This window comes from Xanthomonas sp. WHRI 10207 (assembly GCF_040202975.1).
In the GTDB taxonomy this organism is placed as follows: domain Bacteria; phylum Pseudomonadota; class Gammaproteobacteria; order Xanthomonadales; family Xanthomonadaceae; genus Xanthomonas.
Genome location: NZ_JBEGDX010000005.1, coordinates 345333 through 372185, shown reverse-complemented (window position 1 = coordinate 372185; position 26853 = coordinate 345333). Strand labels below are relative to the sequence as shown.

23 protein-coding genes and 2 pseudogenes are annotated in these 26853 nt (G+C 60.8%); 16 read left to right on the top strand and 9 right to left on the bottom strand.

All coding sequences use genetic code 11. From position 1 onward, the window contains the following. Window positions 1-37 precede the first annotated feature (37 nt). Window positions 38-1114, top strand: coding sequence for a hypothetical protein (locus tag ABQU90_RS17685; RefSeq protein WP_323522902.1), 1077 nt, complete (start codon window positions 38-40; stop codon window positions 1112-1114). Between the two features lie 671 nt (window positions 1115-1785). Here ABQU90_RS17685 and ABQU90_RS17680 read toward each other — a convergent pair. Beyond that, window positions 1786-2133: a helix-turn-helix domain-containing protein gene (locus ABQU90_RS17680; protein ID WP_323522903.1), complete on the bottom strand. Its 348-nt coding sequence runs from the start codon at window positions 2131-2133 to the stop codon at window positions 1786-1788. 138 nt (window positions 2134-2271) lie between these two features. On the opposite strand from ABQU90_RS17680, the gene ABQU90_RS17675 reads away from it, so the two are divergent. Then, on the top strand, window positions 2272-3036 hold the full coding sequence (locus tag ABQU90_RS17675) for a hypothetical protein (RefSeq protein WP_323522905.1): 765 nt from the start codon (window positions 2272-2274) through the stop codon (window positions 3034-3036). Window positions 3037-3467: 431 nt separating this feature from the next. Here the strand turns inward: ABQU90_RS17675 and ABQU90_RS17670 are convergent, their stop codons facing one another. From ABQU90_RS17670 to ABQU90_RS17655, 4 genes are read right to left on the bottom strand one after another with little or no spacing between them, the layout of a single operon-like run. Continuing rightward, window positions 3468-4814 (bottom strand): hypothetical protein, encoded by a 1347-nt coding sequence (locus ABQU90_RS17670; protein ID WP_349780884.1) that lies wholly within the window; start codon window positions 4812-4814, stop codon window positions 3468-3470. Next, window positions 4804-5724 carry an ATP-binding protein gene (locus ABQU90_RS17665; RefSeq protein ID WP_323522907.1) on the bottom strand — a complete coding sequence of 307 codons (921 nt, stop codon included), beginning with the start codon at window positions 5722-5724 and terminating at the stop codon, window positions 4804-4806. Before ABQU90_RS17665 ends, ABQU90_RS17670 begins: the two co-directional genes overlap by 11 nt. Then, on the bottom strand, window positions 5714-7699 hold the full coding sequence (locus ABQU90_RS17660) for a hypothetical protein (RefSeq protein WP_323522908.1): 1986 nt from the start codon (window positions 7697-7699) through the stop codon (window positions 5714-5716). Before ABQU90_RS17660 ends, ABQU90_RS17665 begins: the two co-directional genes overlap by 11 nt. Further along, window positions 7692-8327 (bottom strand): hypothetical protein, encoded by a 636-nt coding sequence (locus ABQU90_RS17655; RefSeq protein WP_323522909.1) that lies wholly within the window; start codon window positions 8325-8327, stop codon window positions 7692-7694. The genes ABQU90_RS17660 and ABQU90_RS17655 overlap by 8 nt, the downstream gene beginning before the upstream one ends. Window positions 8328-8657: 330 nt before the next feature. Between ABQU90_RS17655 and ABQU90_RS17650 the strand changes: the two genes are divergently transcribed. Continuing rightward, window positions 8658-9713: a hypothetical protein gene (locus tag ABQU90_RS17650; protein ID WP_323522910.1), complete on the top strand. Its 1056-nt coding sequence runs from the start codon at window positions 8658-8660 to the stop codon at window positions 9711-9713. On the opposite strand, the gene ABQU90_RS17645 is transcribed toward ABQU90_RS17650, so the two are convergent. Beyond that, window positions 9661-11190: a hypothetical protein gene (locus ABQU90_RS17645; protein WP_323522912.1), complete on the bottom strand. Its 1530-nt coding sequence runs from the start codon at window positions 11188-11190 to the stop codon at window positions 9661-9663. The two genes, ABQU90_RS17650 and ABQU90_RS17645, sit on opposite strands and share 53 nt — an antisense overlap. A gap of 696 nt (window positions 11191-11886) precedes the next feature. Between ABQU90_RS17645 and ABQU90_RS17640 the strand changes: the two genes are divergently transcribed. The 4 genes from ABQU90_RS17640 (at window position 11887) to ABQU90_RS17625 (ending at window position 15290) form a co-directional block, all read left to right on the top strand. Further along, window positions 11887-12222, top strand: a complete 336-nt coding sequence (locus tag ABQU90_RS17640) for a hypothetical protein (RefSeq protein ID WP_153066029.1) — start codon at window positions 11887-11889, stop codon at window positions 12220-12222. Window positions 12223-12876: 654 nt separating this feature from the next. Next, window positions 12877-13077 carry a site-specific integrase gene (locus ABQU90_RS22835; RefSeq protein WP_407078781.1) on the top strand — a complete coding sequence of 67 codons (201 nt, stop codon included), beginning with the start codon at window positions 12877-12879 and terminating at the stop codon, window positions 13075-13077. A 384-nt stretch (window positions 13078-13461) separates the two neighbouring features. Beyond that, window positions 13462-14019, top strand: coding sequence for a TetR/AcrR family transcriptional regulator (locus tag ABQU90_RS17630; RefSeq protein ID WP_323522913.1), 558 nt, complete (start codon window positions 13462-13464; stop codon window positions 14017-14019). An 89-nt stretch (window positions 14020-14108) separates the two neighbouring features. Then, entirely contained in the window at window positions 14109-15290 is a 1182-nt protein-coding gene (locus tag ABQU90_RS17625) for a DUF418 domain-containing protein (RefSeq protein WP_323522994.1), read from the top strand. A 145-nt stretch (window positions 15291-15435) separates the two neighbouring features. On the opposite strand, the pseudogene ABQU90_RS17620 reads toward ABQU90_RS17625, so the two are convergent. Beyond that, a pseudogene (locus ABQU90_RS17620) lies at window positions 15436-15615 on the bottom strand (transposase); the annotation flags it as partial. 213 nt (window positions 15616-15828) lie between these two features. Next, window positions 15829-16812, bottom strand: a complete 984-nt coding sequence (locus ABQU90_RS17615) for a GlxA family transcriptional regulator (RefSeq protein ID WP_323522914.1) — start codon at window positions 16810-16812, stop codon at window positions 15829-15831. A gap of 95 nt (window positions 16813-16907) precedes the next feature. On the opposite strand from ABQU90_RS17615, the gene ABQU90_RS17610 reads away from it, so the two are divergent. Together ABQU90_RS17610 and ABQU90_RS17605 are read left to right on the top strand one after the other, a co-directional pair. Then, window positions 16908-17777, top strand: a complete 870-nt coding sequence (locus tag ABQU90_RS17610; protein ID WP_323522915.1) for an MBL fold metallo-hydrolase — start codon at window positions 16908-16910, stop codon at window positions 17775-17777. 11 nt (window positions 17778-17788) lie between these two features. Next, window positions 17789-18277 carry an isochorismatase family protein gene (locus ABQU90_RS17605; protein ID WP_323522917.1) on the top strand — a complete coding sequence of 163 codons (489 nt, stop codon included), beginning with the start codon at window positions 17789-17791 and terminating at the stop codon, window positions 18275-18277. Window positions 18278-18521: 244 nt separating this feature from the next. Here the strand turns inward: ABQU90_RS17605 and ABQU90_RS17600 are convergent. Further along, window positions 18522-19034: pseudogene (locus ABQU90_RS17600) on the bottom strand (integrase core domain-containing protein); the annotation flags it as partial. Between the two features lie 587 nt (window positions 19035-19621). On the opposite strand from ABQU90_RS17600, the gene ABQU90_RS17595 reads away from it, so the two are divergent. From ABQU90_RS17595 to ABQU90_RS17565, 7 genes are read left to right on the top strand one after another with little or no spacing between them, the layout of a single operon-like run. Continuing rightward, window positions 19622-21172, top strand: coding sequence for a ShlB/FhaC/HecB family hemolysin secretion/activation protein (locus ABQU90_RS17595; protein ID WP_323522918.1), 1551 nt, complete (start codon window positions 19622-19624; stop codon window positions 21170-21172). Window positions 21173-21206: 34 nt separating this feature from the next. Next, window positions 21207-22985, top strand: a complete 1779-nt coding sequence (locus ABQU90_RS17590) for a DUF2341 domain-containing protein (protein WP_323522920.1) — start codon at window positions 21207-21209, stop codon at window positions 22983-22985. 5 nt (window positions 22986-22990) lie between these two features. Then, window positions 22991-23395, top strand: a complete 405-nt coding sequence (locus ABQU90_RS17585) for an ExbD/TolR family protein (protein WP_115527826.1) — start codon at window positions 22991-22993, stop codon at window positions 23393-23395. A gap of 10 nt (window positions 23396-23405) precedes the next feature. Further along, window positions 23406-24098, top strand: a complete 693-nt coding sequence (locus tag ABQU90_RS17580) for a TonB family protein (protein ID WP_115512998.1) — start codon at window positions 23406-23408, stop codon at window positions 24096-24098. 27 nt (window positions 24099-24125) lie between these two features. Continuing rightward, window positions 24126-25826: a putative porin gene (locus ABQU90_RS17575; RefSeq protein ID WP_323522921.1), complete on the top strand. Its 1701-nt coding sequence runs from the start codon at window positions 24126-24128 to the stop codon at window positions 25824-25826. Between the two features lie 2 nt (window positions 25827-25828). Next, window positions 25829-26479 carry a hypothetical protein gene (locus ABQU90_RS17570; RefSeq protein WP_323522923.1) on the top strand — a complete coding sequence of 217 codons (651 nt, stop codon included), beginning with the start codon at window positions 25829-25831 and terminating at the stop codon, window positions 26477-26479. Further along, a complete protein-coding gene (locus ABQU90_RS17565) occupies window positions 26476-26844 on the top strand; it encodes a hypothetical protein (protein ID WP_115553825.1) in 369 nt (122 codons plus the stop codon). Before ABQU90_RS17570 ends, ABQU90_RS17565 begins: the two co-directional genes overlap by 4 nt. The last annotated feature ends 9 nt before the right edge of the window (window positions 26845-26853 follow it).

Genomic DNA, 26853 nt, shown 5'->3' with positions numbered 1-26853 from the left:
TCCGCATGGATCACGCCATCTTCCAAGGATTTGCACTATGGCCAGCAAAGGCAAAAAAAATAAACGAAATAAGGACCTCTCCTCGCCTGCGACGACGAAAAAGCAGCTCAAGAAGAAAATCAATACCAAACAAATGAAGAATGATCTTGCCGCCCCGTCGCCCGACAGGCTCGAGCGCGCCACTACCCCGGTCGATCTAGTCACCGAGGCCCTAAACGCCGGCGCAGACGTGATCTACGCTGTGGTGGAACTGAATAAAGCTGTGATGAACCTGTACAGCGCGTTCGAAGGATCCACTGAGTTTTCCGATCGACACAGGACGCTCGAGCTGGTGGTCGTCAACGCCACCCAGAAGCGCTTGATCTGGGAAAAGAGCTTCTTTGAATCGGGCACCACGTTCGCCGCCCCCATCCCGTTCAATATCATGCCGGTCGCAGAACAGTCGCTCACCGGTGCATTGCTCTGGGGCGTTGCAAACGCCAAGGGCTCGATCATGACGGGTGTGTCGGGCGCGGGCAAGTGGCGCATCGAAGGCAGCGAATTCGCTTTGGCAATCGGCTTCACCAACCCGCAGTTCGGTGTGATGAAGAGCGCGATTGGCATCGTCGGACGCGATGCGCCAGTGCGGGTGGCCTACGATGCCTGCGAGGATGGGGAGGCCAAGCAATACAGCGCCATGGGTTACGTGGTGCGGGTATATGCGAACAATGCGCAGGCAGGCGGCCAGCGGCGCTTCGTATACTGCATCGCCGAAGCTGCCGATGCGCAGCAGTTGAACCTGGGCGAGCGCCTGCAATGCGGCGACAGCTTACCTCCGGACGGGTTTCTACGCTCACGCAATGGTCGCTACGTGGCAATCCACGAGGTTAATGGAGGGTTGGTCGTCTACGACCTCAATGGATTACGCAACGCCATCTGGCGCAGCGCAGTGGCTCGCATCACAAGCACTAAGTGTGCACTGGGTGCAGATGGGTTATTTTCCGTCCGCGACGCGGAAGGTCACATTGCATGGGCTGCGCCGAGGAAGGCCCCTGCCGGAAGCGTGCGCGTGACCGACGACGGAGCGCTCGTGCTGCAGGGTGCGGATGGCCAAGTGCTGTGGTCGTCGCGGTGACCGGTGGCAACGGCGAAAGCCATCGCCATGTAGCGGTTGCCTACACATGTCACCCAGAACGCCTACATGACCTGGGTTGTGAACGTCGGTCGGACCGGAGCGATTCTCGCGACTGCCTTGAGACTATGACACCGCACGCATCGGACCTGGATCAATCTGGCCAATATCTCCGAGGTCAGTAGTGGTCTCTCGTCGAAGTCAGTCGCGTATTTGATGTTTTAGCTGCGTCAATCATGACTCGTGACATCTTCTGTCGGCTGGAGTACGGCAAATCCCAGTAGGCTGGTCCGAGCGCCATTGCCACATCCGACAGACCCGTGTTGGGCCGCGCAGGGTTGCCCTAGCTGCGTGGCTGAGCGGCAGGCATCACGGAGGCCCCCCTCTTCTGCCAGCTGTGAGGTGAACGCGTCGGCCCCGCCGCCCTCGCCGAAGGCGGCTGCAGTGATCGTGCAGCAGAGGGCATCGCAGGTGGATTTAGACGGGAACTTTGGGGGCCACAGCCTGCTTGGGCTTTATCATCGAGGGCGGCCGGCAGGGAACCGCCCTGCCCGCCCTCATGGCGCTGACGGAGCATCGCTCCGTCGCGCAGGCGATCGCCCATTTTCAGGCCGGCGACGCGTAAAGCAACCCAGCGGCTCAACCGCTTGATCTCTAACGCGCGGGCCAATGCGTCAACGTCCCTTGTGCGGCTCCCGTTTCGCCGGAGTTTTCTCAAGGCTTTTGAGCAGATCCTTCTTCTGGCGTACGGATAGGTCGTTCCATTGGAGAAGAAGTTGAGCCAACAGCTCGTCCTCGGTGTAGAGAAACGCCGCGGGTATGCCCAGCACCTCAGCCAACTGTTTGGCCGTCTTGATCTGGGGTTCGTGCTTGCCGCGTTCGTACTGGTTGATACGTGGAGAGGCCACGGCGGGATCCAAGCCGGCGAGGATGCCGAGCTGCTTCTGAGATAGCCCGGCTCGTTCGCGTGCCTGTGCTAGCCGCAGCGCAAAAACCGGATGTTCTGCCGTCCGCCCGTTCACTTTTACCCCCTCAAGAGAGGGTTAAGGATGGCGGAAGTGACCGGCGCTTGGATACTAAGATATTCTTAGACGCTATGGCAACGGCCAGCAAGCAGCTCGGGCCCTGGATTGACTGCTCAGTGCCCCTTCATCAAAGAAATGAACAACTCAAAACCGCAGCCTCAGGGTCTTGGGCGTCTTGACGCCCCAACCATTAGCGACGTCCGTCATCTAGGCGGCCGTGGCGCCCTCTATCTTCTGGCTCTGGTGCAAGCTCTCCACGCGCGAACACGCTTGGCGCCCACGCTGGAGGCGACTCATAGTGTTCTTTCGGTATTGGATGCGCTGGGAGTCATCCGAATCGAGCCGGAGACCGGCCCGGATATCCATGCGATCGCTGGTGACAAGATTGCCTGGTCCTACACTTGGCCACACGTCCCCTTCGGAGAACTGGAATCGAGGCTCAAGGACTACCTGCAAAGTGAAGCTCAAGAGTCTCCTTATGCAGAGATGTGGTTAAAGGTCTGGCAAGAGCTGGTTCCGCTGGAGGTGACCGCTTATCTTCGGCATCAGTTGCGCATTCACCAGTTTCCCGACTTTTTCCTTGTTGAACTGGCCCGGCTACTCATGCCGTACGAATCCCGATACAGCCTTGGCCATTGGCGCTATGCGTGCTGGGCAGCGGTTCGCAGCATGGCATCCATCTCCCTACAATACCCAGGCAACGTCGAGATTTTGAAGTTCACGCTGAGCAGTGAACTGCCGCGGCGACTCAAGCTCACCCAGGGCAGCTTGGAAGGAAAGCTTTGCTTTTCCCCTTCCCATTCGCTCCCAGACTGTGCGCTAACGTCTGCGTTCTCCACCGTCGCCACGCGACTGGGCGATCGGTACTGGATGTCGCCTCCAACCCTTGAGCTGATATAGCACCTACGGATCTGCACTCGCGTCACGTACGTTTTGCCCGCGATTAGGATTCGGCCAGACATGCGGGCATGGGTCTGATAGTCGGCCGCACGGGGTTGTCATACAGGACTGGCAAGGCGCGCCTTTCTTGCACCGGTCCGGCACGAGCTCCTTGCTGCGGCCAGACGCTGCCACCGAGGCTTCCCCAATGTCAGCCGGTGCGACCTGGCATGCTGGCCAAGTTCTGCCCTCGCCTGGCAGCCCCTTGAAGGTGGTTAACGCGACCTTGTCAGCAATCCCATCTGGGCTAGTTTGGTAGTGGAAATGGCACTGTCCTAGACATTGCCCCTGCTCGTTCGGCTTTGACTGCTGCATCGTTGAGCCGGTGAGCCCTCGGACTTAGTCGCGCAGGTGTGACACATGCGCCCATGTGTCACACCGCGTAAGCAGTATCAGCGGCTTGCGGAGACACCTAACTGATCCATGATCCAATGCGCATCTGCAATAACATCGCTTTGGACATGACGCAATGATCGGCGGCCCGAGGTCGACAAGCGCTCCCCTAGGCTCATCACCTGATCGCCGATATGACGACAGTGAACGGCAGACCATTGAAAGGTGTGGGAAACAAAGGCAGTTGTATCGTGGGTGTGCTCGCTACGTGGGCGGGGTGATCGTATCTTTGAAGGAATATCCCAAAACGCGAGCAACATCTCGCTGGCGGAGGTCTTCCCCATAAGCGGTGCCTGCACGTACGCTAGCCAGCTCACCGACAAACACAAGCCCAGATGCGACCCTTCATACGCTAACAGGTTGACATTGTCTGACCGGACCGCAGTGTTGACTTGCCCGAGCTGGCTGCGCAAGCACCACAGGGAGAAGCCGATGCTGCAGGGGCACTGAAGCTGATGTTTGCCTGATCCACCACCCATGCCTTGCATGCACGCGTGGCCAGACTTTCGCGCCAAGGTGCGCGCCTGGGCGGCAATGCGAGAAATAGCTTCTGCGTGGCTATTAACAAGGGTTTTGGTTACTTGCCTAGGCGGGATGAAGCGGAAGTACTGATTAAGCACCCGGCTTTGTGGGGAAGGTGCTGCTGCGCGCATCCTCTCTGCCGCATGAATGCGCACATCGTGGGGCGAAATACCCAACGGACGAGGCGGTCCGGATGACCATGGCAGACCGGCAACCCAGACCTGCTCAGCTACCTGGCAGGTCAGTTGTTCCCCGACCGAGGAGGTTTTAGGTGCGGGGGTCTGCGATGAGGCGCCGTCACCCGAGCCATCCAGACGACATCCGCATCCGCCGCATTGCAGCGGCTCCCTATTAAAAAAGACACGATAGCCAATGTGCTGGCCACAGTAGTTGCAGAATTGTTCGAGGCGGACTTGATGCTCAGGGCAGAGCCAGAGTGAGCGATGCTGATGGATCGCCTTGTGATGATTTCGCTTCATGCACTGCGGGCACCAGAACACCGTGGCTCGAAACCACTCCAGGGGCACTTCAGTGAGGTCCTGCCGCGCCTTGGCGATCACGCGACGAAGTAGCTGATGCGTGATTTGGTCGCTCGCCACCTTCAGTTGCGCTACCCAGTTCATGAATTCGAACAGGTGGGTGGGCGAAGGCGGACGATACGGCTGGAATATACGTAAGGGCCGCTCGATGAGTTTGGCAATATCGTATGCACGGCACAGGTTGAATCGGCCGATCGCCGCGTATGCTCCAAAAAGGGAATTGTTCTCCCAGTGCTCTGGAAGATGGGCGACAAAGCTCACCGGCGCCGAGGCCTCAGATGACATCAATCTTCTGAAGCAGTTCCGATGTGATCTTCAACTCCGTACTGTCAGAACCACGAAGGTGAATGAAGAACGATGCCAAGAACCCTGCAACACTGGACATGGCCACGACGGTCCCAACGCCAGGCAAGCGTTGCTGTTTAAGTTCGCGCCAGAACAGCGCACTACTGCTGGCAAGCCGCCCCCCGCCCTGATAAAACCTGGGCAATAGCAGTTGCAGGTAACTCATTCCCGAACCCACAGGAAACTCAGAACCGGCGTCAATTGCCGCCAGCAGCGGTTCCAGTTCTGCTGCGTTCTGAATCCCCCTGAATTCGTTCAACGTGGACATGAATCGTTTTTCCAGATCTGAGCGTGCGGCCTTCAACCGTTGCCGTTTCTCTTTTAGCTCGATCTGCCCGAACAAGACGACCGTGACCTTTACGCGGTCTCGCACCAGGCGATTGATGACCGACTTGAGCCAGGCAAACTCGTCACAGCTCAGCTCCTGCGCTTCATCGAAGATCAGAAAAAGGTGACGGGACTCCCCTGATAGGGCCAGCAAGGCGCGGTGCACTTGGGTACGCTTGCCAGCCAAATCTCTGGCGATCTTGGGCGCATAGTCGATCTGGTTGAGGATTTCCGAAAGTAAACGCCCCTCGGCCGGATTGGTGTCTTCGACCACTTCGAATATCAACACGCCGCAGCCAGGCTTTTTTCGCTTCATTTCCACCAATAGCAACTCGGCACATGAACTCTTGCCCGACAGCGGCTGGGCAAAGAAGGCAATGGATCCCCTGCCCTTGCGGCCGAGTGCCCAAACACGGGCCAGAACGTCCTTGGCAGCAAGCGTTGGCAGCACCGCTCGCTCAATGATTAGCGGATGCTCATCCCATACCTGATCACGCAAGCGTAGAATCTCCTCAATCGTCATGACGATCTCCGTTGAAGGCACCTATGTCATCCCACTGCATGTAGTTGGACGTTGTTGATTCACTGGCCCGATCCAAGAGGTCCGTCACCGCGACTCCGACCTGCTTCACCTGATCGGCGGTGTTGGGGACGTCATCGGGCACGTCGCGCCGGGCGTTGTGATCGCCCACATGTCGCATGGCCGCCTTGGCCGGCTTGGATTTACTCTTGGATCTGACATATTCGTCCGCCACCTTTTTCAAGAACGCGGCCACGACATCATCGTTCCTGTCATTCTCGATGTAGCCCTCGCGCAGGAGTTGATTGATTTGGCGCCGCAGATCGATCGAGTGATCGCTCCAGCGCCAGCGACCACCGGCCTGGCAGATGCCCAAGGGGCGCTGACGGCAGAAAGCCTCAATGAATCGAATATTGGTCCGCGCGACATGCAGTTGTAGGTCGACCTGCTCATCCAACAGCGCCCAATCCTTCGCCATGGCCGGGTTCGTGTAGTCGACCTCCAGAAAAGAAAAGTAAGGGCGACGACCAGTGGCTTTGTTGCCCCGAATTGGCACGGTGATGATCGACTTGGACAGATCTGCCTCGCCTTCCCGCAGCGGAGGTAGAAATGGAAACTGGTACTGATCGCGTTCGGGTCCGCAAATGATCGCGTGCATGCGCTGGGCCGGGCTGGCCGCCAGGTTGGCTTTGCCCATTTTCTCGTTGAAGTTGCGCAACAGATTCGACACCAGGGTCACAATCTCGAGCTCTGACAGGATGCACGCGCGGGCAGCCTCTTCCGCCTTCTGCCGCCTAGGATCTTGCGGTCCAGCGCCGGTGGTTTGAGGAAGCCGTTTAAAGCCTGCGCGTTCCAGTTCGTTGAAAATGCGCTCCACTAACTGGCGCCTGGCTGGAGTCTTTATTGGGCCAAAATTCACCGCGCATCCGCTCAGCGACATCACACGTGAGACCAGTTCGTCAGCTAGATGGATGAGCGCGTTGTCCAGCAACAGGCAGTTGAATCCACACCAGCCGAAGCGCTCGTCCAGGTCGGCTAAAGGGCGCGTGGCCAGCTGACTGTCCTTGCGGTGGGCCCAGTCCGGTTCGCCGAGTACGCCCGCGTGAAGCACGTCCATTGCATCGCCGGCGTTGGCCGCCTCGCGGAAGATCACCTTGAAGGCCATGATCCAACCCTTGTGGCGATCAACCAGCAGCAAGAGCGTCATTCGGCCTGCATCCAGAAACCGGAAACCCTCAGGCGTCTCGATCCTGACGGTGCCGATGCAACCCATGGCATGCTCGTCCATCTCGACGATATCCATTGGCATACAGGACACGAGGCGAGAGCCATGGCCATTGCCGGCCTTGGCTTTGGTCGCGGCCTTGTCCCCATACTGGGTAGCCACGATCGCGTCGTAGTGCTGGGTCAGAAAGGCCTTGGTGAACTCCCGCACGGCCCCCGCTCCACGCCGACGGGAGGTAAAAGGCCAAGACTGCATGTCGGGATCCTTGGCTTCGCATAGACGCAAGAATTCCATGTGTACCGACTTGTGTCGCACGCCCGCCTCTCCGCCGGGCTTTCGTTTGGCGTTGAGCAGCAAGTACGACTCTAATGCTGCGGCAATGCCGCCGTTCTGGCGTAGGAACTGCGCAAGTGCCCCCGCTAGCCCTTTGCTTTGATGCTTCGGCAAGGGCTTCCGTCGCTGCCGCGGCTGGATCTCCAAATAGGGCAGCAACCCCACCCAGCCGATCGGCATGCCTCGCCCATCAAGCGCGACACATTTGTCATAGGCTCGATAGAACACCTCTCTCCAGATCGATTTGGCCTGCAACAGTTGCGTGATCCGTGCGCCGTGCACGTAGTCGGTAATGGCCTCCTTGAGCGAGTAGAACCGCTTCTTCTCTGCCGCATCCAGGCCTTCTAGTGATGGCATGGCCCAGCTGGCGAGAACCAAACGCTCGGGAGGCGTCGTCTTCAGAGTCAGGCGGCTACCCATGACGATGTGTCCGCAGCACAGTACCGGGACCCCACAGGTGGGTATCTACATCGCTTTCAATTTCGCGCGAACGCAGCAGCGTGGCCACTGCGCCTGTGACCAGCGCGGTACTTTCGGTGGTTAGCTGCTGGCACAGATCCCGAATAGCTAAGTCGCCATGCTCTTCCAGCAGATGCCGGCAGCGAATGATCAACGGGCCCAAGGAATGCGATCGGCACCGGTTGATCGTGGGAACGATGGCCCGCCAGCTCTGGACATGCACCTTCGCTGCGTTGAGCACCGCCAGGCTGATCAATCGCCGGCCCGCCACCGGTGCCTTGTCGGCCTCAAGGGCCAGATCGACGTCGAGCTCGGTACCCTCCAGCGTAGTGACGGTAGCGAAGTGCCGCCGCCCCGGGTGCGAATGCGCTCGCCCATGGCGCAGGGGGGAATAGTCGACGAATGCCACATCCGGTGAACCTTCCAGGTAGAAGAAGGCTTCCAATTCGATGTCCGAGCTCAGCGTCAGCGGGAGTGCCTGCGTGTCCTGTGGGGGGGTGACAAACCACAGGTTGTGGCCGCTGGCCCCCCTAGCACGCACGGAGGCCAGGTACTGGTTGCGCTTTTTCTGCGCCGGGGTCTTACCCATTGGGTTGCCCGGGCAAACCAGCGGCGGCAGGCAAGCGGGTGCGACCTTGACCCGCATAGCGGGAAGGGGTGTATAGTCTCTTCGGCATCAACAGGTCCTCCAAGCGACCTGGCCTCAAGAGTCCGACCATTGCAGTGGCGGGCTCTTTTTTGTGAATGAGTTTTTAATTCCAGTAGTGCTGGCGTACAGACTACCCGCAGGGAAGGTCGTCAAATCCAATCTCCTGCCGTGGTTTGATTTTCAATCCTCGCCCGAAGAGCCTCGATCATGGTGCTGGACTGTGCTAGCGGATTTCGTCAGATAGGCGCACGGGTATGGACCCGGTACCTGTTGAAGTCGTTGGAATGCGACGTCCAATGGTTGAATCGGACCCTGCTTCTGCCCTGCGAGGGCTTCACTGGAGCGATCTATGAGGGGCTGACACCTCGGGTCTTCGAAGAGATCCACAACGCGGGCAAGAACCCCGACGGCGCCTATTGGAAAGAGATCAAGGACAAGACCAAGAAGTTCAATCTGCTTGAACGGGTATGTGAGCGTGTGCCGGCGTCACGCGCTTGGTTGCTGCGCGATTTCAACCGCTACATGCAGCTTGATCCGCCCTCATTGTTGGACTCACGCGAGCAGTTGCTGGTCTACACCAACTCGCGAGGTCTTCTGCTGGTACCTGGGCGTGTCATGGCCGCCGTGGAGCACCTGGATCCGGCCCTATACGCCGATCTTGAGCACCGATGCACCAGCGCGCTGATTAAAGCGGCTACCCCCAGCACGCTGCTCTTTGTCATCGCCTTTCTGCATGAGGTCGCCTGGCGCAGGCACCGGGGGACACAAGCGGCAAGGGAATTAGCTGACAACGCGGTTACCGCATTCTCCGCCTCAATGCACGAACGCGCCTTCGAAGACGGCCAGCGACTGGGCGAACAACTTCAACCTTACTTGCAAGACGCCTTGGCCAATGTCTCGGTATGGGGTGACCGATCCGCGCCTTCAAAGCTCCCTCGGGCACTGGGAGACCTTGGGGTACTGCCTTTCCTGGTGAGGAAGAACCAGGACATGCTCGATGCCTGCGCTTGCCTACATGCGGCCGGTGAAGCATGGTACGAACGAATCGATCATCCGTTGCCTGAGCGCTACCGGGACGGCGCCTTGGAGGTGACAACTGAGGGCTTGACCTCATATACACCCGCCCCTGCGAGCATCGAAGCGGCGCTCATTGCGCTGCGATTGGAGTTGCTCAAAACGCACGGGGATATCTCGCTCGAATACAACCAGTCGCTTTTGATCACGACAGCCACTAACCACGTCGCATATGAAAGGTTGTCCGGCGATTCACGGGCTAGTAGGAACACCCGTTCGCCTCGTTTATCCTCGCGTGCACAATCGGCATAGAGATCGCCGCACGCTCGCGCGATCCGTATTCACGCTCCAGATTCTTAGCTTCATACTCCGCACGCATCTTAGCTAGTGCCGGCTCTTGCAATGCGTTATAGCTTTCCGTGCAGTGAGCCGAAACCAACTGCCATCTCGCTTCTTCATCAAGATTTGAAGCTTCACACACCTCGGAAAAATCGACGCCGTTTATGTCCTGCCATAGTATCGCCGGTGTGTCCTCATTGATCCTCGATGCTTGCCAACGCTCAAAGCTCGTGGGCAATTTATTTGCTAGCCAACCTGACAGTTCATCCGAATCACTTCTCAGGAAGGTCGAAATGGAACTCATCAGGCATGCCTTCTCAAGAACGTAGGAACCGAAGGACCGCTCGGCCGTGCTCTTAAGCCCCCACGCGTCCCAGAGTTCATAGGGAAGCTTCTCCTGTACGCGGTCAATGCGGCACATCTCCCACGCCACAAACCCGTTCCCTATGCAACAAAGCTTATGCGCGGTCCGAGCAGGAAACTGCCCCACTTTTTTGCGTTTTATCACCTCTCGCGAGGTTGCGATACAGGTAAGGTGATCGGAATACCGTTGAAGCAGCCAGGCACCCGCTCGCAATTGGGCAGTTTGATGGACGACGGTACGATTCCCCTCGTTGATCGAGCATGGTTCCTCGGCACGCGGGCTTTTCAAGATCCGATGGATAGATGGCTGTCCCCGATGATTGGGAGTGACTTTGATAGCGGCGAATGTTGGTACAAAAGAAAGCTCCTCGGAACGTTGTCTATTGGGCTCCAACATCGCTGTGGCAGCCTCCTTGACTCCAGGAAAATAGCCTTTCCTGCCAAACCGTCCCGTCGCCATGGAATAAATCGGTGCGCAAGTATCCATTGCCCTAAACAGCTCCTGATGGGCGCGTGAAATCTGCCATCGGACGCGTCGCTTCGCACACACATTGGTCACATCGACAGCTAACAGAGAGCCACCGCAGCCGTCACAGCCAAATGCCGGGCGGGACATAGCGGCGATGTAATTAATTTGGTCTCCGCAGACTGGGCAGTGAGAGATAAGTCGTCGTTGGTGGTAAGGACAGAACTCAACAAACTGCAGTTGGCAGACCGTGAAGTGCATTCCAAGGGCGATGCATTCTGTGCAAAAGCGGAGACACTCGTCTTCCCATGCCCCATCTGAGTAGTCCTTCAGCATTAGGAAATCCGACTCATTGAAGTAATCCCTTAGCCTCCCTTGCTGGATTGGCCACAGATACCTGTGCGCCTTACTGCTCCATTCATTAACTACTTCCGCGTAGTCGATCCGGCCTGGCTTGCGGGGATACTGGTTTTGCTCAGTGATACGAAGATCACGCATCAGCTGAAGTGGGCCCCTTGCAGCGAACCAACCCAATTTGTTCAGAAATGCATATGTTGATTCTCCTGGCAGCAAGGCGTCGCGCACCCAAGGTATGTACGGCTCGAACTTTTCATCGCTCAAGACCCTTCTCCAAGCAAGACTTGGCCAATTGTTGATCGCTTTTCCCAAAAATTCAGGGGATCGGGAAAGTCACAGCTTTAGCGTTCACCCCAAAATAGTCACAGCTTTACCGGTCTCCTTGTTACAGTGATACCGAATCCAAACCCAATCCTCGCCCACCGAATAAGTGATTGTTTTATATGAAGCGAGACGAGAGAAGTGTGGTCACAGGTTTATCGAGCCCGGTTGCTGGATCTGGCTTTGGATCAAGACTTGCCTGCCGAACCGTTCCCCTAGCGAAACGGAAATCGCTGCATGACTGACACCTACAACCTCGACCGCCGCCAACCTTGCTGGCCTGTTGGAACGCAATGTCCAAACAGCTGCGCCGAGGATCTACACCGCCGCGTCGTTACCAACCATGTGGAACTCACCGGCCCGTGGGCTGGTTGGCCGGGCGCGACCTGGAACTGATACCAGAACGCCGGCCGCGTGGCTTGCTGTGGCATGCCAATGCTAGCGACATTCGGGATTCGGTCCGCCGTCGAAACGCCGGCCGCAAAGCGGTTCAGCAGTCGATGGTCAAGGTCGTCGTCGTGGATCTTGGCGAATGGCGAGACCGCCACTTCGGGCGAATTGCGGGGTGAGGCGTTATCCGTAGGGGCTATGCCCCTACACCCCCGGTCTACAATGCCAGCTCACAAGATCGGGCGCGACATGGAACGCAGATATCAGCAAGCAGACTCATCAGACCTATGGTGGCAGATTGCGCTTGGCGGCTTCATCGCACTACTAGCGCATAGCATCGTCGTTGGGTTGTACACCAGATATGAGACGCGCCAAGCGATGGCGCAGCTTGAAAAAGAATCGAAACTAGCGACGCAGCAGATGCAGCGCGCACTTAGACAGAACGTCCAGACACCCAGGAACGCGCCGGAGGTGCGGGAATATGACCCACCAAGACCGTTAAGCGACGGCGAGCGCTGCTTACAAGGCCGCCGTTTCAAACGCGTGTCAAACGGCTGGGTGCAGCTGACGCACGATCCCTGCTGATGGTTTACAGATCAGCCGTGGTCGAAGGAACGCTACTAGCAGTAGCGTAAGGCTTCGACTCGGGGAAAGTGCCGACGTCACGTGTGCCCCTTGCAATGACAGATCCTGCGAGCTGCAAAGGCTGATTCTGATGACCCACCTGCCCGGTTTGCGCCTGCTGCTGTTGTTGCGCTGCTGCTGGCGCACGTCCTTGTACGGGTTGTAAGGAGCGCCATTGCGCGCAAGCGTGCGGCACATAGGCTGGGGAAGATCGTACCGCGTGCCCTGCTCTCTCATACAGGTAGAGGACGCCTCGCGCGGATCTGAGGCGGTGGGCATGCTGGACATGCAGAACACCTTCGGATCAGCGACAACCGGACGCTGATCGAACACCTCAGCAGTCCACGGCATCGTTTCAAAACGCGGTAGGTGCTTGGCGGCTTAATCACTCTTGCCGGCATATTTGACATGGCCGTTGTTGTCGCCGCTCAGCACGCCAGACCCGAGCGCTGAGGCGCTCGTGCCCGGCGTGCTGGCTTGCTCCTTCTCACCGCCTCCCATCAGGCTTGGATCACCCATCTTGACCTCAAAGCCTCGGATTTCCTTGTCAGCAGCCGAGTATCGGACTCACCTCACCTATCAACGAGGCAGTACGCCAGAATTGTCCACCGCTGAGTGGAAGAAGCCGGCCTCGATTCCGGCTCCTACGGCACCCGCACGATGCGCAGGACCAACGCTTTGCTGATCTACCGCAGGACACGAAACCTCAGGGCGGTCCAGCTATTGCTGGGGCATACGAAGCTAGAAAGCACCGTGCGCTACCTAGGCATCGAGGTCGACGACGCCTTAGAGATCGCCGAGCAAACGGATGTCTAAGCCCAAGAGGCCACTCCTCGACCGGCAAGGTCGAGGATTGGCCAGAAGAAGAAGTTCAGAAAGTGCTGCGAGACCTCGCCCGAAAGAAGGAACTTCAGGAGGTTCCTACTGATCGCTTCGCAACCCTGAGCATCCCTCCCGGCCACTAAGGGCAGCAAAACGTTTGGCCCGGCCCCGCGTACTCCGTGATGGCTAGGATCAGCACGATCCACGCCAAGGCCTGGACCTTTGCCGCCAGCACGGCACCCGCCTGAGTTCAGGCGCCGGGCCAGCCAAGCCAAACGCGATGCGACCTGCTCCCGGCGATGTCGTGGGCTTGCGCTCTACTTGAAATGATACCGACCGGTCTATATCATCCGCGGCGAATCCACCGCCGGAGTGATCATGAGCAAGGTTCGCGAGCGCATCCTTGATGTCGCTACCAATCTCTTCTATCGGCAGGGGATTCAGGCGGTCGGCGTGGACGCCATCATCAGCACCGCGGAAGTCGCCCGCATGAGCTTCTATCGGCACTTTCAGTCGAAGGAAGGTCTGGCGTTGGCAGTGCTGGAGCGGCGCGACGAACGACTCTGCGCCTGGTTCGAGCAGGAGGTCGAGCGCTTGGCGCCCGATGCAAATCTGCGGCCGCTGGCAGTGTTCGACGCCTTGGCGATGCGCCTGGCCAGCCCCGACTACCGCGGTTGCGCCTTCCTCAACACCATCGCCGAGACGCCGCCGCCCAGCCACGCACTGCATCGGGCTGCGGCTGCGCACAAGCACCGCTTTGAGGCCTACTTCGCCCGTTTGTTGCGAGCGGCCGGGCTGGACGAAAGCGCGGCCGGCGATCTCATGCTGCTGTTCGACGGGGCCGTGGTCACCGCGGTTCGCGAAGGAAACCCGACCCCCGCCACGCGGGCAAAAAACATGGCGGCGCGAGTGCTCGGCATCGCGCCGGCGAACTGAGTCAGTGTCTTACTGAGAGAGTAGTTATGTCTGCGGAAGTTGCGTCGCAAGACCCGGTCGCTCGCGGCGAACGGTTGTTGCAATTGGATGTGCTGCGCGGTCTGGCCTTGTTCGGCGTGCTGCTGGTCAATATCGGTTACTTCTGCGGTGCCGATTTGGCGCGGGAAGCCGGGATCGCCTATCCGCTGGGAGACTTCGGTGGCTTGGCCGGCGACCTCGTTAGGGTGCTGTTGGAGAACAAGGCGGCGGCGCTGCTGTCGATGCTGTTCGGTGCTGGCCTCGCCATCCAAGCCGATCGTGCGTCCGAAAATGGTCAGTCGCGCTGGCCGTTTGCGCTGCGTCGCAGCGCGGTGCTCGCCCTGCTGGGCAGCGTGCACACGTTCTTGTTGTGGAACGTCGACATCCTGCTCGACTACGCACTGATCAGCTTGATGGTTCTGCCCTTCCTGCGGCTATCGGCCGGCCGGGTGTTGTGGGCGATCCCCGTGGTGCTGATCGTCTCGGCGGTGATTGCCGGTCCGATGCAGGCGCTTGCAACGGATCTGCCGCCGGCGCAAACCTACACCCTTGGTCTCCAGCACTACGGGCAAGGTGGGTGGCTCGACGCCCTGCAATACCGATGGTGGGAAACGCTGCATGTGGTCGGCCCGATGCGTATCGCCAATCGCTTCGTCATCCTGGCGCCGTTCTTCATCGTCGGCGTTGCGGCCTGGAAGGGCGGATGGCTTTCGGCGCCGGACGCGCATCGGCGCCGGCTGCGGCAGGTCTTCGTGCTCTGCTTCAGCTTCGGGCTGGTGGCCAACGCGGTGCCGCAGGAGGCGCTGCATGCCTGGGTGAATCAGCTTGCGCTGCAGCCGCTGCGGGTCTTGATTAAGGCGACCTTCTTCTTCGCCAAGTTCGCGCTGACCCTGGGCTACGCAGCCGGCATCCTGTTGCTGCTGCAGCGATCACGCTGGCGCGTGTGGCTGGGTGTGTTCGCGCCGCTCGGTCGCATGGCGCTGACCCAATACCTGCTGCAGTCGCTGTTCTGCACATGGATCTTCTACGGCTTCGGTCTGGGCCAGTACGGGCGGATGCCGCTCGACCTGGCGCTGGCGCTGGGCGTGCTGCTGTTCGCTATGCAGGTGATCAGCAGCCGCTGGTGGTTGGCGCGCTTCAGCATCGGCCCAGTGGAGTGGCTGTGGCGGCGATTGAGCTACGGCGGCATTCGCCAGCGCCCACCGGCGCTCGCAGCGGCCGGGGCGGAGGCTGAACAGGCCCGAAGCCGGTAGCGTGGGTGATGCCGCGTCGCGGCATTAGCGCCGTGTTTTTTGCGCCTGTCGGCGTGGTGGTGTGCGGGCAGATTCAGCGCCATGAGCGCGTCGCTGCGGCCGCCCGCGTCGACAAGACCCGGATAATGGGATGCCGTCAATCTACCTCCACATCCTTCAGATGCCGCAACTGCGACACCTCCATGCCGGCGTAATTGGGCTTCCAGACGTAATAGGTCGGCTCGCTGATCCCGTGCTTGCGGCAGGTCTCGCCAACCCTTGCACCGGCCTCGACTTCTTTGAGGATCCGAACCATCTGTTCTTCGGTGAACTTCGACTTCTTCATGCAGAGCTCCTTGGGATGGAACTCTACTTCCAAGTGGATCGAGTTAACGAGGACGCTTCACCTCCAGACCGACTGAAGCGCTTGATCCGTTCGACACCAGCGTCTGCAGCAGTACGGTGAGGTCTTCGTGCTATAGATATGCGAGCTTCTTAGTGGCTTGAGCGTGACATTTCAGCTCACGTCTACTAGATGACGGTTCGCCTCCCCCGCTCGCTACCCGTCCAGCGAGAACGCGCGACGCCAGTCGCGCGGGCTCACCTGGAACGCCCGGTTGAAGCTTTGGCGGAACGATACGGCCGTGCGGTACCCCGATCGTTCCGCCACCTGATCGATGGACAGCGAGGTGGACTCGAGCAGATCCTTCGCCCTGCGCAGGCGCTCGGCATCCAGCCAGCTGCCGACCGTCATGCCGGTCGTCTTGAGGAAGCGACGGGTAAACGATCTCCGGCTCATGGCGACACGTTCGGCGAGTTCATCCAGCGAATGATCGCGCTGCAGGTCTTCGCGCATGTAGTCCAACAATCGGCTGAGCAGTGCATCCTGCGGCGAGGCTGGTATCGGCTGGTCGATGTATTGGGATTGGCCGCCTTCGCGGTGCGGTGGCAGGACCATCATGCGGGCGATACGGTTTGCCTCGCGCGCACCGCAGAGCTTCCTGACCAGATACATGCAGCAATCCAATGCCGCCCCGCTGCCTGCCGACGTCACAACACGGTCTTCGTCGACGTAAAGGGCATTCATGTCGAGCGTGACTGCCGGAAAGCGCGCGTGGAAATCCGTTTCGGCGAGCCAGTGCGTTGACGCGGCATGTCCGTCAAGCAAGCCTGCGTAAGCAAGCGCATAGGCGCCATAACACAGGCCCACGACGTGGGCGCCACGCTGATGGGCTGCGATCAGCTTGGCGCTCAGCGCGGCACTCGGTGCGTGATCCAGATCGGCCCAGCCGGGGATGATCACTACCTCGGCCTGGTCAAGCAGTTCCAGTCCGCCGTGAGGTATCACCGCCACCTGCCCACCCGATAACGTGACCCCTCTCCGCTCCGCGGCAATCCGCAGCTGGAACAGCGGCGGGTCATCTGCATGCACGTCGAAGATCGTCAGCGGGACGGACAGTTGGAAGGTGCTGACGCCTTCGGGCGCTACCACGACGACCCGGATGGGCCCGCTGCGTTGCTGGGATGAACAGTGGCTGGCCATGGCCCGATATCATCTATGTTGGTCTTTCGGGCCACTATACACAGCTTCGCGTCCGCCTCAATCTGGGCGCCATCCGCTCACCTTGAGAGAACCACATGAAACTCCCGTCCCTCGCACTTGCCACGGTGTTGGCCCTGGGTATCCAGACCAGCGCAAACGCGGCAGCCCCGGCATCCCCTATCACGTCGATCCAGCAGATCCGCAATGCAACGGCCAAGATCACCTATGGCGACACCGTGCTGCTGGTGGACCCGATGCTGGCGGCCAAGGGCGCATATCCAGGCTTCCCGGACACGTATCGCAGCGAACTGCGCAATCCAACCGTCGACCTCCCCTTCGATGTGGGCCAGGTGCTCAAAGATGTGGATGCCGTCCTGCTGACCCACACCCATCTTGATCACTGGGACCCCGCCGCCGAAACGCTGATCCCGCGGCAGATGCCGATGTTCGTCCAGCATGAGGCGGACGCCGCCCTGCTGCGCGGCAAAGGGTTCGCTGATGTCCGTATCCTCCCCGCGCACGCCACCTTTGGCGGGGTAAAAATTTCGCGCATCGCCGACCAACACGGCACGGCAGCCATGTTCCAGGTGGAGCCGCTAGCAAAGCTGCTCGGCAGCGTGACCGGCTTTGTGTTCGAGAAGGCCGGTGAGCCGACCATCTACCTCGCCGGCGATACCGTGTGGACCGACGACGTACAGGACGCGATCAAGCGCTATACCCCGGATGTCATCGTGCTCAACACGGGCGATGCGCGGATCAAGGGCTTTGATGCGGGCATCATCATGGGCGTGGCTGACACCTCGCGTGTCCATGCGCTGGCGCCGAAGGCGAAGATCGTCGCCGTCCATATGGATGCGGTGAATCACATGACCGTCTCCCGCGCAGACCTGCGCCGCTACGTAAGTGAGAAAGCCATCCAGGACAGCGTGCTGATCCCTGAAGATGGCGAAACCCTGAACTTTTGAACGAGTACAACATGAACACTGCACTGATCGTTGTCGATATCCAGAACGACTACTTCGCGGGCGGCCGCTTCACGCTGGAAAACAGCGAACAGGCCCTGATCGCAGCGCTAGACGCAATCGCGAAGGCCAAACAGGCTGGTGACGTAGTCGTGGGGATCCAGCACATCGCGCCTAGCGATGGTCCGTTCATGGCGAGAGACACCCAAGGTGCCGAGCTGCATCCCGCCATTGCGGAGGCGCTGGAGGGCTGCCCGGTGATCGAAAAGCATCAAGCCGACAGCTTCCTTGGCACTACGCTGGGCGAAACACTCGTGGCGCGGGATGTCTCGGCCATTCGACTGGTAGGGATGATGACCCAGCACTGCATCACGCATACGGCACTGTCGCCCGACGCAGCGGGTTTTGACGTCACGATCATCGGCGCGGGCTGCGCTGCGCCGACCGCGGTGATCAGCGGTATCGCGCTCTCCGGACTGGCCGGGCGCTGCAACGTAGTCTGATGTGTACCGGGGCGCCTGTGGAAGGCAGGCGCCTAGCAGTAGCGAGCATGCGAGCACTGCAGTGACGCCTCTGCAGCCTCTACGCAACCCGCGCGTGCGCCTGACGTTGACGGAACGTTGCAGGTGTACGGCCCACCTCGCGCTGGAACAACCTGATGAAGTTGGGTGTGTCGCTGAAACACAATCGTTCAGCGACCTCCAGTGACCCACCGACGACGTGCCCCGCCCTGAGTAGTGGTCGGGTTTAGAGTCTGGAGTTGATGATATCGGTGTTTGCTAAATGTTGGGCATAAGCGGCCGGCGTCATGCCGCCGATTGCCTTCTTGGGTCGTTGCTCGTTGCATTCGCATCGCCAGCGTTTGATCTCGGTGCGCGCATGCAGTGGTGTTGGGAGCCCTTGTTCGTTGAGGCATTCGTCGCGTAGCCGGCGTTTGAAGGATTCGACGTAGGCGTTCTGTTCGATTTGCCTGGTTGGATCAGTCACAACTGCACGCCACAGGCATGCGGCCAGACGACCATGGCCTTGCCGCAAAACTCCTTGCCGTTGTCGGTACGGATGACCACGACCGTGCGCCAGCCGGTTCAGCGCACGCGTCACGCCACGGCCCGAAATTGCGCGCTCTACCTCGGTGACCACTGTTTCGTGTGTCGCTTCGTCCACGATCCCCAGACACTTGATCACACGACCCTCGGCAGTGCGATCGAACACGAAGTCACTCGGCCACACCTGGTTGGCCTGCGCTGGCCGCCGATATGGCTTGATTTTTTACTTCTGAGATATCTTTATTCTCTAGCTTGGTGTTTGCAAGTTAGCAGTCTAGGACAACCAACTTTGATCTTTGAAATGCAAAAGGCACGGCTATGATGACAGCTGTAGTTGACGTGTCGGTATGTGCATACACGTCGATTTGGCAGCGCCATGAAAGCCAAATTCAGTGGAACCTATGGCAATCCATAATCTACTTCTTGCTGCCCTGCCCTACCATTTGCATGTTCGCGCTTCACTCTGTCAAACGAAGCACCAAGCGAAGCGACTAGATCAGTAGCTGTTCGTTTCAATCCTCATCATCCTCGCGCTCCATCCGTACAAAAACCTCTATGTCACGCGCCCCAACTTTCGGGCAAGAGCAGTCTGTCGCTCAAGCGTCCACGCGCCGGTTGACGGGTAGACGCTGCTTACAGAGAGCATTGCTAGCGCTTGCTTGATTCGTTGCCCGCGTCAACGCAGCAATACAGCGCCGTCATAAAAGCATTTCAAAATCGTCATTTGCCGCGCTTAAGGTCGCACCAGCGGCGAGGTCCTCGCCGCATCTTGGGGGCGCCTTTCATATGGACTTGCGAGGTATGGCGATGCTCAGCGTGCTGGCTGTCAGCGCACCGGACGCTACTGCCATGGAGCCGGTGGAAGATGCGCATTTCGACATCCTGGCTTACCAGGTTGTAGGCAATACTCAGTTACAGAACGTGCAAGTCGAGCGTGCGGTCTATCCGTTTTTGGGTCCACAGCGCACCGCCGCCGACGTCGAACAGGCGCGTGCTGCACTCCAAGGCGTTTACGAGGCCGCAGGACTGGCAACGGTGGCGGTCAGCGTTCCCGAGCAGGATGCGGCCAGCGGTTTGGTCACGCTGCAGGTCACCGAGCAACGCGTCGGGCGGGTGCGGGTAGTGGGCGCGGACTACTATTCGCCGGACGACGTCATCCGTGGTGCGCCATCGCTGGCCGAAGGCAGCGTGCCCAACTTCAAGGACGTGCAGCGCGATATCGTCGCGTTGAATCAGTTGCCCGACCGGCGTGTGACGCCACAGGTCCAGGCGGGTGCGCAGCCGAATACCGTCGACGTCGATCTGGCTGTCGACGACGCATTGCCGCTGCACGGTTCGCTTGAACTCAATAACCGCAAGAGTGCCAACACCTCTGAACTGCGGCTCAGTGCGGCAGTGCACTACGACAATTTGTGGCAGCGCGGTCATAGCCTGAATGTTTCTGCGCAGACCGCGCCGCAGAATCCCGACGATGCGCGGGTGTATTCCGCCTCCTATCTGGCGCGCTTTTCAGACTCGCCGTTCTCGCTGTTGGGCTATAGCGTACGCAGCGATAGTGAGGTGGCCGCGATCAACAGCTACAACGTGATCGGCAACGGGTCGCTGTCCGGGTTACGCCTGATCCGCGCGCTCCCCAATGGCACTGGATTCTTCCATTCGTTGAGCCTGGGAGTGGACTACAAGGACTTCAAGGAAGACACGGTGTTCGGCAGCGACCGTAGCTCGGCACCGATCCGGTATGCGCCGTTGAGCGCAGCCTACAACGCGAGCTGGGTGCGCGCGCGCAGCACCAGTGCGCTGACCTTCACCGCCACCGCCAATCTCCGCGGGGTGGGCGACGATGCCCGCCAGTTCGATGCCAAGCGTTACCGCGCACGCCCAAACTTCATGCACCTGCGCGCAGATGGGTCGCAGACCCGGATGCTGGGCGAAGACATTCAGCTCTACGCGCATGTGCAGACGCAGCTCGCGGCAGAACCATTGATCAGCAACGAGCAATTCAGCCTGGGCGGTCTTGACAGCGTACGCGGCTACGACGAGAGCCAGGCCTTGGGCGACTTTGGCGCAATCGGCCAGTTGGAGCTGCGCAGCCCATCGTTCGCATCGGCTGCAGCAAAGCTAGTGCAGGAGGCACGCGTGTATGCGTTCGTCGATGGGGGCTACGCACGCATCCGCGATCCGCTGCCTGAGCAACGGGTTAGCGAAACCCTGATCAGCACCGGTTTGGGATTCACCTTCAAGGCCGTGTCGCATCTCAACGGCGCGGTGGATTTCGCCGCGCCGCTGTCGCGCCCGGATGGACGCAAGCCGGACGAACTCAATGTGCTGTTTCGGCTCTGGGGTGAGTTTTAAGCCGGACGCAATCAACTTTTCAGTGGGGTAACGCGTGAGCAGATTACGGCTGTATGTATTCGTCGGTTTGATGTTGGCGGCATTGCCTGCCATGGCAGAAACGTGGTGGGACGCGAAATGGAGTTACCGCGCCAAGGTTTCGCTCAACACCACATCGACCGGCGCGGCGGTCGAGCAGGTACCTGGCCGCGTGCAGGTGCTGGTACGGCTGCATTCGGGAAACTTCAATTTCACCGATGCCAAGCCGGATGGCAGCGATATCCGGTTTGTTGCAGGCGATGACCGCACACCGCTGAAGTACCACTTCGAGAAATACGATGGCCTGGTCGATCAGGTTGCGCTGGCATGGGTGGACCTGCCTGCCCTGCCCGCCAATGCGATGACGCCGCTGTTTGTGTACTTCGGCAATCCAGAAGCGAGTACCGGCGCGGATGCAAAGAAGTCTTACGACGCCGACACCCTGGCGGTGTACCACTTTACCGATGCGCAAGGCGCCGGTCAGGACACCACCGCTTATGCCAACAACCTGGCTGCACCGTTGGCACTGGCCGACACGGCGCTCATCGGCTCGGGCCTGCGCCTGGATGGCACCGCTCCGGTGTCGGCGCCGGCCTCCGCATCGCTGACGTTGCCTGCCAACGCTGCATTCACGCTCTCTGCCTGGATCAAGCCGGCCACGCCTGACGCGTCCGGGGTGCTGCTGGCGCTGCCGGGTGCACTGAACGTGCTACTGGAAAAAGGCACCGTGGTAGTGGAGTCGCGCAGCGGCGCACGGCTGGCAAGCACCGCGCCGTTGGTGGGCGATGCATGGGCGCATCTGGCGGTGCGTGCCGATGGCAAGCAACTGGCGCTGTACCTCAATGGGAAGAACGTGGGCGAAACCGCGGCGACGGTTCCGGCGGCGACCGCCGGGCTGATGCTCGGCGGAGAGCCGGGCACGACGCGGCCCAACTTCATCGGTTTGCTGGACGAGGTCGAACTGAGCAAGGTTGCGCGCCCTGTCGGCGCAATCGAGGCGGCGGCACGCAGCCAGGGCGTGGACGCGCGTCTGTTGACGTTCGAGCCGGTGGAGCAGCGCGCCGGTGAAGGCGGACATGGCTACTTCGGCATCCTGCTCAATGCGCTGACACCCGATGCCTGGGCGGTGATCTGCATTCTGGGGGTCATGGCATTGATCAGCTGGTGGGTGATGGTCCGCAAGGGGCTGTACCTCAATGCCACTGCCTCTGCGAATGCACGTTTTTTAGGCGCGTTCCGGCAGCAGGTGGCGCAGCATCCGTTGCATGCGTCCAGCTGGCAACAGCTGTATGCAAGCGGCCCGTTGAATGGCGCTCGATCCAATCTGGCGCGGTTATTGAATATCGGACTGGAAGAGCTGCGCGGGCGTCTTGCCGCCAGCGGTACCTCGGTGGTGCGCACACAGTCGATTGCGGCCATTCGCTCGGCACTGGATGCCGCAGTGGTGCGCGAAGGACAACGCATCCACAAAGGCATGGTGTTGCTGACCATCGCCATTTCCGGTGGCCCGTTTCTCGGACTGCTGGGCACCGTGGTGGGGGTGATGATTACTTTTGCCGCGGTGGCTGCCGCTGGCGACGTCAACATCAACGCCATCGCGCCCGGTATCGCGGCCGCATTGCTGGCCACGGTGGCAGGGTTGGCCGTGGCCATCCCTGCCCTGTTTGGCTACAACTACCTGCTCAGCCAGGCCGATGCGGTCGCGGCGGACATGCAGGTGTTCGTCGACGAACTCGAAAAACGCATTGCCGAAGATTACGCCGGCGATGCACCCGCACGTGTGCAGGGAGCCTGAGCGCAATGAAGGTCCAGGGTCGCAAGCCGTACGACGACATCAACATCACGCCGATGCTCGATCTGGCCTACGTGCTGTTGGTGATCTTCATCATCATGACGACCGCCGCAGTGCAAGGCATCAAGGTGGACCTGCCGAAGGCCAGCGCGGCCAAGCCCTTGTCCGAACCGAAGACCAAGGTGATTGCGATCGACAGCAACGGCCAGGTCAGCCTGGACGCGGTGCCGGTCAGCATGGACGAGCTGGAGCAGCAACTCCGCAACGCGGTGGCCAACGATGCCGAGCTGCCGGTGATGCTGCGCGGCGACCGCACCGTGCAGTACGAAAAAATCATGGCGGTGCTGGATCTGTGCAGCAAGCTGGGCATCGGCTCGATCGGTCTGGCGTCGCAACGCCAGCCTGCGGGCTGAGCACGCGGCGATGGATGCCCTGGACCCCACACAACCGTTGCTGGAAACCACCGGCGTCGGGCGCTGGCGCAAGCTGGCGATCGTGCTGGCGGTGCTTGCGCTGTTGGGGTGGCTGGTCTCGCTGGCACTGCGCCCTTCCACCGCGCCACCACCGCGCGCGGCACCGCCGCGCATCACCCATGTGACGCTGCCGCCCCCTCCTCCGCCTCCGCCGCCACCCAAACCCGAGTTGGAGCCGCCCAAGCCGCAGCCGCGCATGCTGGACAAGCCGATGGCCGCGCCGGATCCGTCACCGCCCAAGCCGGCGGAAGCGCCCCCCGGCGATCCGCTGACCGCCGCTGCCGGACCAGGCGACAACCCGTTCGGCCTGCAGGCCGGCAATGGCGGCGGCACCCGGATTGGCGGTGGCGGGGGCGGCAGTGGTAGCCCGTTCGCGGCATATGCGGCATCGGTGCAGCGCGCCGTGCAGATGCTGTTGCAGCGCGACGAGAAGACGCGCAAGGGCCGCTACCGCGCCACCGTGGCGGTGTGGCTCAACAGCGACGGCAGCATTGCGCGCACCCGCGTGATCGCATCTGCAGGCACGCCCGAACTGGACGCGGCCATCGCTCAGGCGTTGCAGAACAAGCCCCTGCCCCAGCCCCCACCCGCCGATCTGCCGCAGCCCATCCAGTTGCGGATTGGCGCGCTCGCACCCGGTTGACGTTCCCCTCTTTCAGGAAGCTCGTGCATGACTGCCCCGTTCCCGCCACGTCGCGTTACCCGCCTTGCGTTGTGTCTGCTCGCGATGATCGCCGCTCCCGGCGTGTGCATGGCGCAAGGCGCCAGCGCGGTGGATCCTGCGCGCATCAGCCCGCAGGTGACGCTGCGCCTGATCGATCTGCTGGTGGCCAAGGGCGTGATGACACGCGACCAGGCCGATGCGTTGATCCAGGAGGCGGCCACCTCGATGACGGCCGATGTCACGCCGCCGCCGGCCGGCGTGCCGTACCAGACCCAGCCGGGCGCGATCGTGGTGCCGTATGTGCCCGAACCGGTGCGCGCGCAGATCAAGGACGAGCTGCGCAGTGAAGTGACTGCGCAGGCCAAGCGCGAAGGTTGGGCCACACCGGGCGCATTGCCGGAATGGACCCAGCGCCTGCGCCTGTATGGCGATCTGCGTCTGCGCGGTGAAGGCATTTTTTATCCCGACGACAACTACGGGTTCTTCCCCGACTTCACCGAGATCAATGCGGGCAACGGCTTCGATGTAGTCGGCACCGGCAACGCGCCGTTTCTCAATACCTCACGCAATCGCAGCCGCATGCGCATCCGTGCGCGGCTCGGCGTGCAAGCGCAGATCGCCGACTGGATCACCGGCGATATCCGCCTGGTCACCGGTGCCGATCGCGGCCCGGTGTCGACCAACCAGACCCTGGGCGGCGGCGGCAACCTGGCCAAGGAGCCGATCTGGCTGGACCGTGCGGCGTTGGTTCTGCAGCCCATGCGCGATCTCGACCTGTCGTTCGGGCGCTTTGCCAATCCGTTCTGGAGCAGCGAGCTGGTGTTCGACGAAGACATCAACTTCGATGGCATCGCCGGCCGCTACGCGTTTGCGCCACAAAATGACTTCGCACCGTATGTCAGTGCAGGCGTGTTCCCGGTGTACAACACCGACCTGGATTTCGGCTCGACCAACACGCTCAAGACCCGCAGCCGCGACAAGTGGCTCTATGGCGCCGAACTGGGCGCGCAGTGGCGCATGCACGACGACATCGCACTGCGCATGGCCTTCAGCTATTTCCAGTACGACCAGTTCGAGGGCAAGCGCTCCGGTGCCTGCCTTGCACCCACCGCCAATGACAACTGCGATACGGACGGCTCGCGCCCGCAGTTTCAGCAGTTCGGCAATACGCTGGTGCCCATTCGCAACATCGTCGCCGATCCGGCCAATCCGGCCGGCCCGCAGCTGCAGTACTACGGTTACGCCAGCAAGTTCGGCATTGCCAATCTGCACGCGCAGCTTGAATTGGCGCAATTCGATCCGGTCAAGCTGCTGATCGAAGCGGATCTGGTCAAGAACACTCGCTACAACGCAGAGCGCGTGCGCTCGCTGGGCCCGGTCAACAACCTTGGCAATGGTGGCGCCTTCGACGGCGGCGACCACGGTTATCTGCTCAATCTGCTGGTCGGCCAGCCACGCGTGACTGAGGCCGGGCAATGGAATGCGTCGATCGGTTATCGCTATCTCGAATCGGATGCAGTGCCCGATGCATTCGCCGACTCGGACTTCCACATGGGCGGCACCAATGCGCGCGGCATGATCCTGGGCGGCGCCTACGGCCTGGCCCGCAATACCTGGCTGTCGTTGCGCTGGCTCAGTGCCAATGAAATCTCCGGCCCGCCGTACGCGGTGGATGTGTTGCAGCTGGACCTGAGCGCGGAGTTTTGAGCATGCGCGCATGGCTGCTTCTGCTGGTCGGTACGGTGCTGTGGGTTGGAGCGCTGCCTGCGTGGGCGCAGGCACAGACCGAAACGCGTCTGCGCGATGCCTTGCGTCAAACCAGCGCCAGGCTGCGCCAGGTAGAAGCCGATCTGGCGCAACAGCAATTGGCCACCGCCGCGGCACAGCGTGAGCGCGACGCCGCGCAGCGGCCTACCCCGGCGGCAGCGCCAGCGGAAAACGGCGTGCGCCTGGCGGCGCTGCATCGTGAGCTGGAACAGCAACGACAGGCCCTGGCCGCCGAACGCGCGCAGCGTGCACAGACCAGTGCCGCACAGCAGCAGGCGCTGGCGCAACAGCAACACCAGCAACAACAGGCATTGCTGGCCGAACGCACGCAGACGCGCGAGCGGCTAAGCCGCTGCAACGCAGAGGGCGATGCGCTCTACGCCAGTGCGCAGGAACTGGCGGTGCTGTATCGCGACCCGGCGTTCGTGCGGTTTGTGCGGGGACGCGGGCGCGAGCTGTTTGGTATGTCGCGGGTGGCGCATGAAAACCGGGTGCATGCCCTGCAATCCACGATCGATGCGCGCTACGCGCAGCTGCGCAGCTGCCTGGATGGTGGTGCCCTGCAAACAGCGCCAACGACCGCTGCGCCATGACGCCTTCCCTGTGGATCAGCGTTGTGTTGATGACGGTGATCGCGGCCGCTCCGGCTGCCGCTGCATCGCAAGCAGCCGTTATGCCAAATCCCGATTCGCAGGCAGCGCCTTGTGTGGAAGTGCAGATCGGGCAGACCAGCACCGGCCGTCTGTCGTGCCTGAATCAGCTGCTGCGTGAGACGACGGCGCGTGCAACCGGCGCGCCCCAGGCAGCGGTCACACCGGCGACAGGGTCGCCGATTCACCTCGGCCAGCCCACTCCGGCTGCACTGCGTCAGCGGCTCGGGCAGGCCTACGGCAGGTCCGCGCAGCCGCAGCGCCCCGCGCCACCACGCTATCCCACTCTCTTCGCGCCAGTGCGCTGACACGCGCGC

Excerpts from the sequence above, each read along its gene's own strand:
- ABQU90_RS17575 (WP_323522921.1), top strand. The coding sequence starts at position 24,126 with ATGACTGCCCCGTTCCCGCCACGTCGCGTTACCCGCCTTGCGTTGTGT.
- ABQU90_RS17585 (WP_115527826.1), top strand. The coding sequence starts at position 22,991 with ATGAAGGTCCAGGGTCGCAAGCCGTACGACGACATCAACATCACGCCG.
- ABQU90_RS17685 (WP_323522902.1), top strand. The coding sequence starts at position 38 with ATGGCCAGCAAAGGCAAAAAAAATAAACGAAATAAGGACCTCTCCTCG.
- ABQU90_RS17615 (WP_323522914.1), bottom strand. The coding sequence starts at position 16,812 with ATGGCCAGCCACTGTTCATCCCAGCAACGCAGCGGGCCCATCCGGGTC.
- ABQU90_RS17630 (WP_323522913.1), top strand. The coding sequence starts at position 13,462 with ATGAGCAAGGTTCGCGAGCGCATCCTTGATGTCGCTACCAATCTCTTC.
- ABQU90_RS17655 (WP_323522909.1), bottom strand. The coding sequence starts at position 8,327 with ATGGGTAAGACCCCGGCGCAGAAAAAGCGCAACCAGTACCTGGCCTCC.
- ABQU90_RS17580 (WP_115512998.1), top strand. The coding sequence starts at position 23,406 with ATGGATGCCCTGGACCCCACACAACCGTTGCTGGAAACCACCGGCGTC.
- ABQU90_RS17640 (WP_153066029.1), top strand. The coding sequence starts at position 11,887 with ATGGAACGCAGATATCAGCAAGCAGACTCATCAGACCTATGGTGGCAG.
- ABQU90_RS17660 (WP_323522908.1), bottom strand. The coding sequence starts at position 7,699 with ATGGGTAGCCGCCTGACTCTGAAGACGACGCCTCCCGAGCGTTTGGTT.
- ABQU90_RS17610 (WP_323522915.1), top strand. The coding sequence starts at position 16,908 with ATGAAACTCCCGTCCCTCGCACTTGCCACGGTGTTGGCCCTGGGTATC.
- ABQU90_RS17665 (WP_323522907.1), bottom strand. The coding sequence starts at position 5,724 with ATGACGATTGAGGAGATTCTACGCTTGCGTGATCAGGTATGGGATGAG.
- ABQU90_RS17595 (WP_323522918.1), top strand. The coding sequence starts at position 19,622 with ATGGCGATGCTCAGCGTGCTGGCTGTCAGCGCACCGGACGCTACTGCC.
- ABQU90_RS17670 (WP_349780884.1), bottom strand. The coding sequence starts at position 4,814 with ATGTCATCTGAGGCCTCGGCGCCGGTGAGCTTTGTCGCCCATCTTCCA.
- ABQU90_RS17570 (WP_323522923.1), top strand. The coding sequence starts at position 25,829 with ATGCGCGCATGGCTGCTTCTGCTGGTCGGTACGGTGCTGTGGGTTGGA.
- ABQU90_RS17605 (WP_323522917.1), top strand. The coding sequence starts at position 17,789 with ATGAACACTGCACTGATCGTTGTCGATATCCAGAACGACTACTTCGCG.
- ABQU90_RS17675 (WP_323522905.1), top strand. The coding sequence starts at position 2,272 with ATGAACAACTCAAAACCGCAGCCTCAGGGTCTTGGGCGTCTTGACGCC.
- ABQU90_RS17565 (WP_115553825.1), top strand. The coding sequence starts at position 26,476 with ATGACGCCTTCCCTGTGGATCAGCGTTGTGTTGATGACGGTGATCGCG.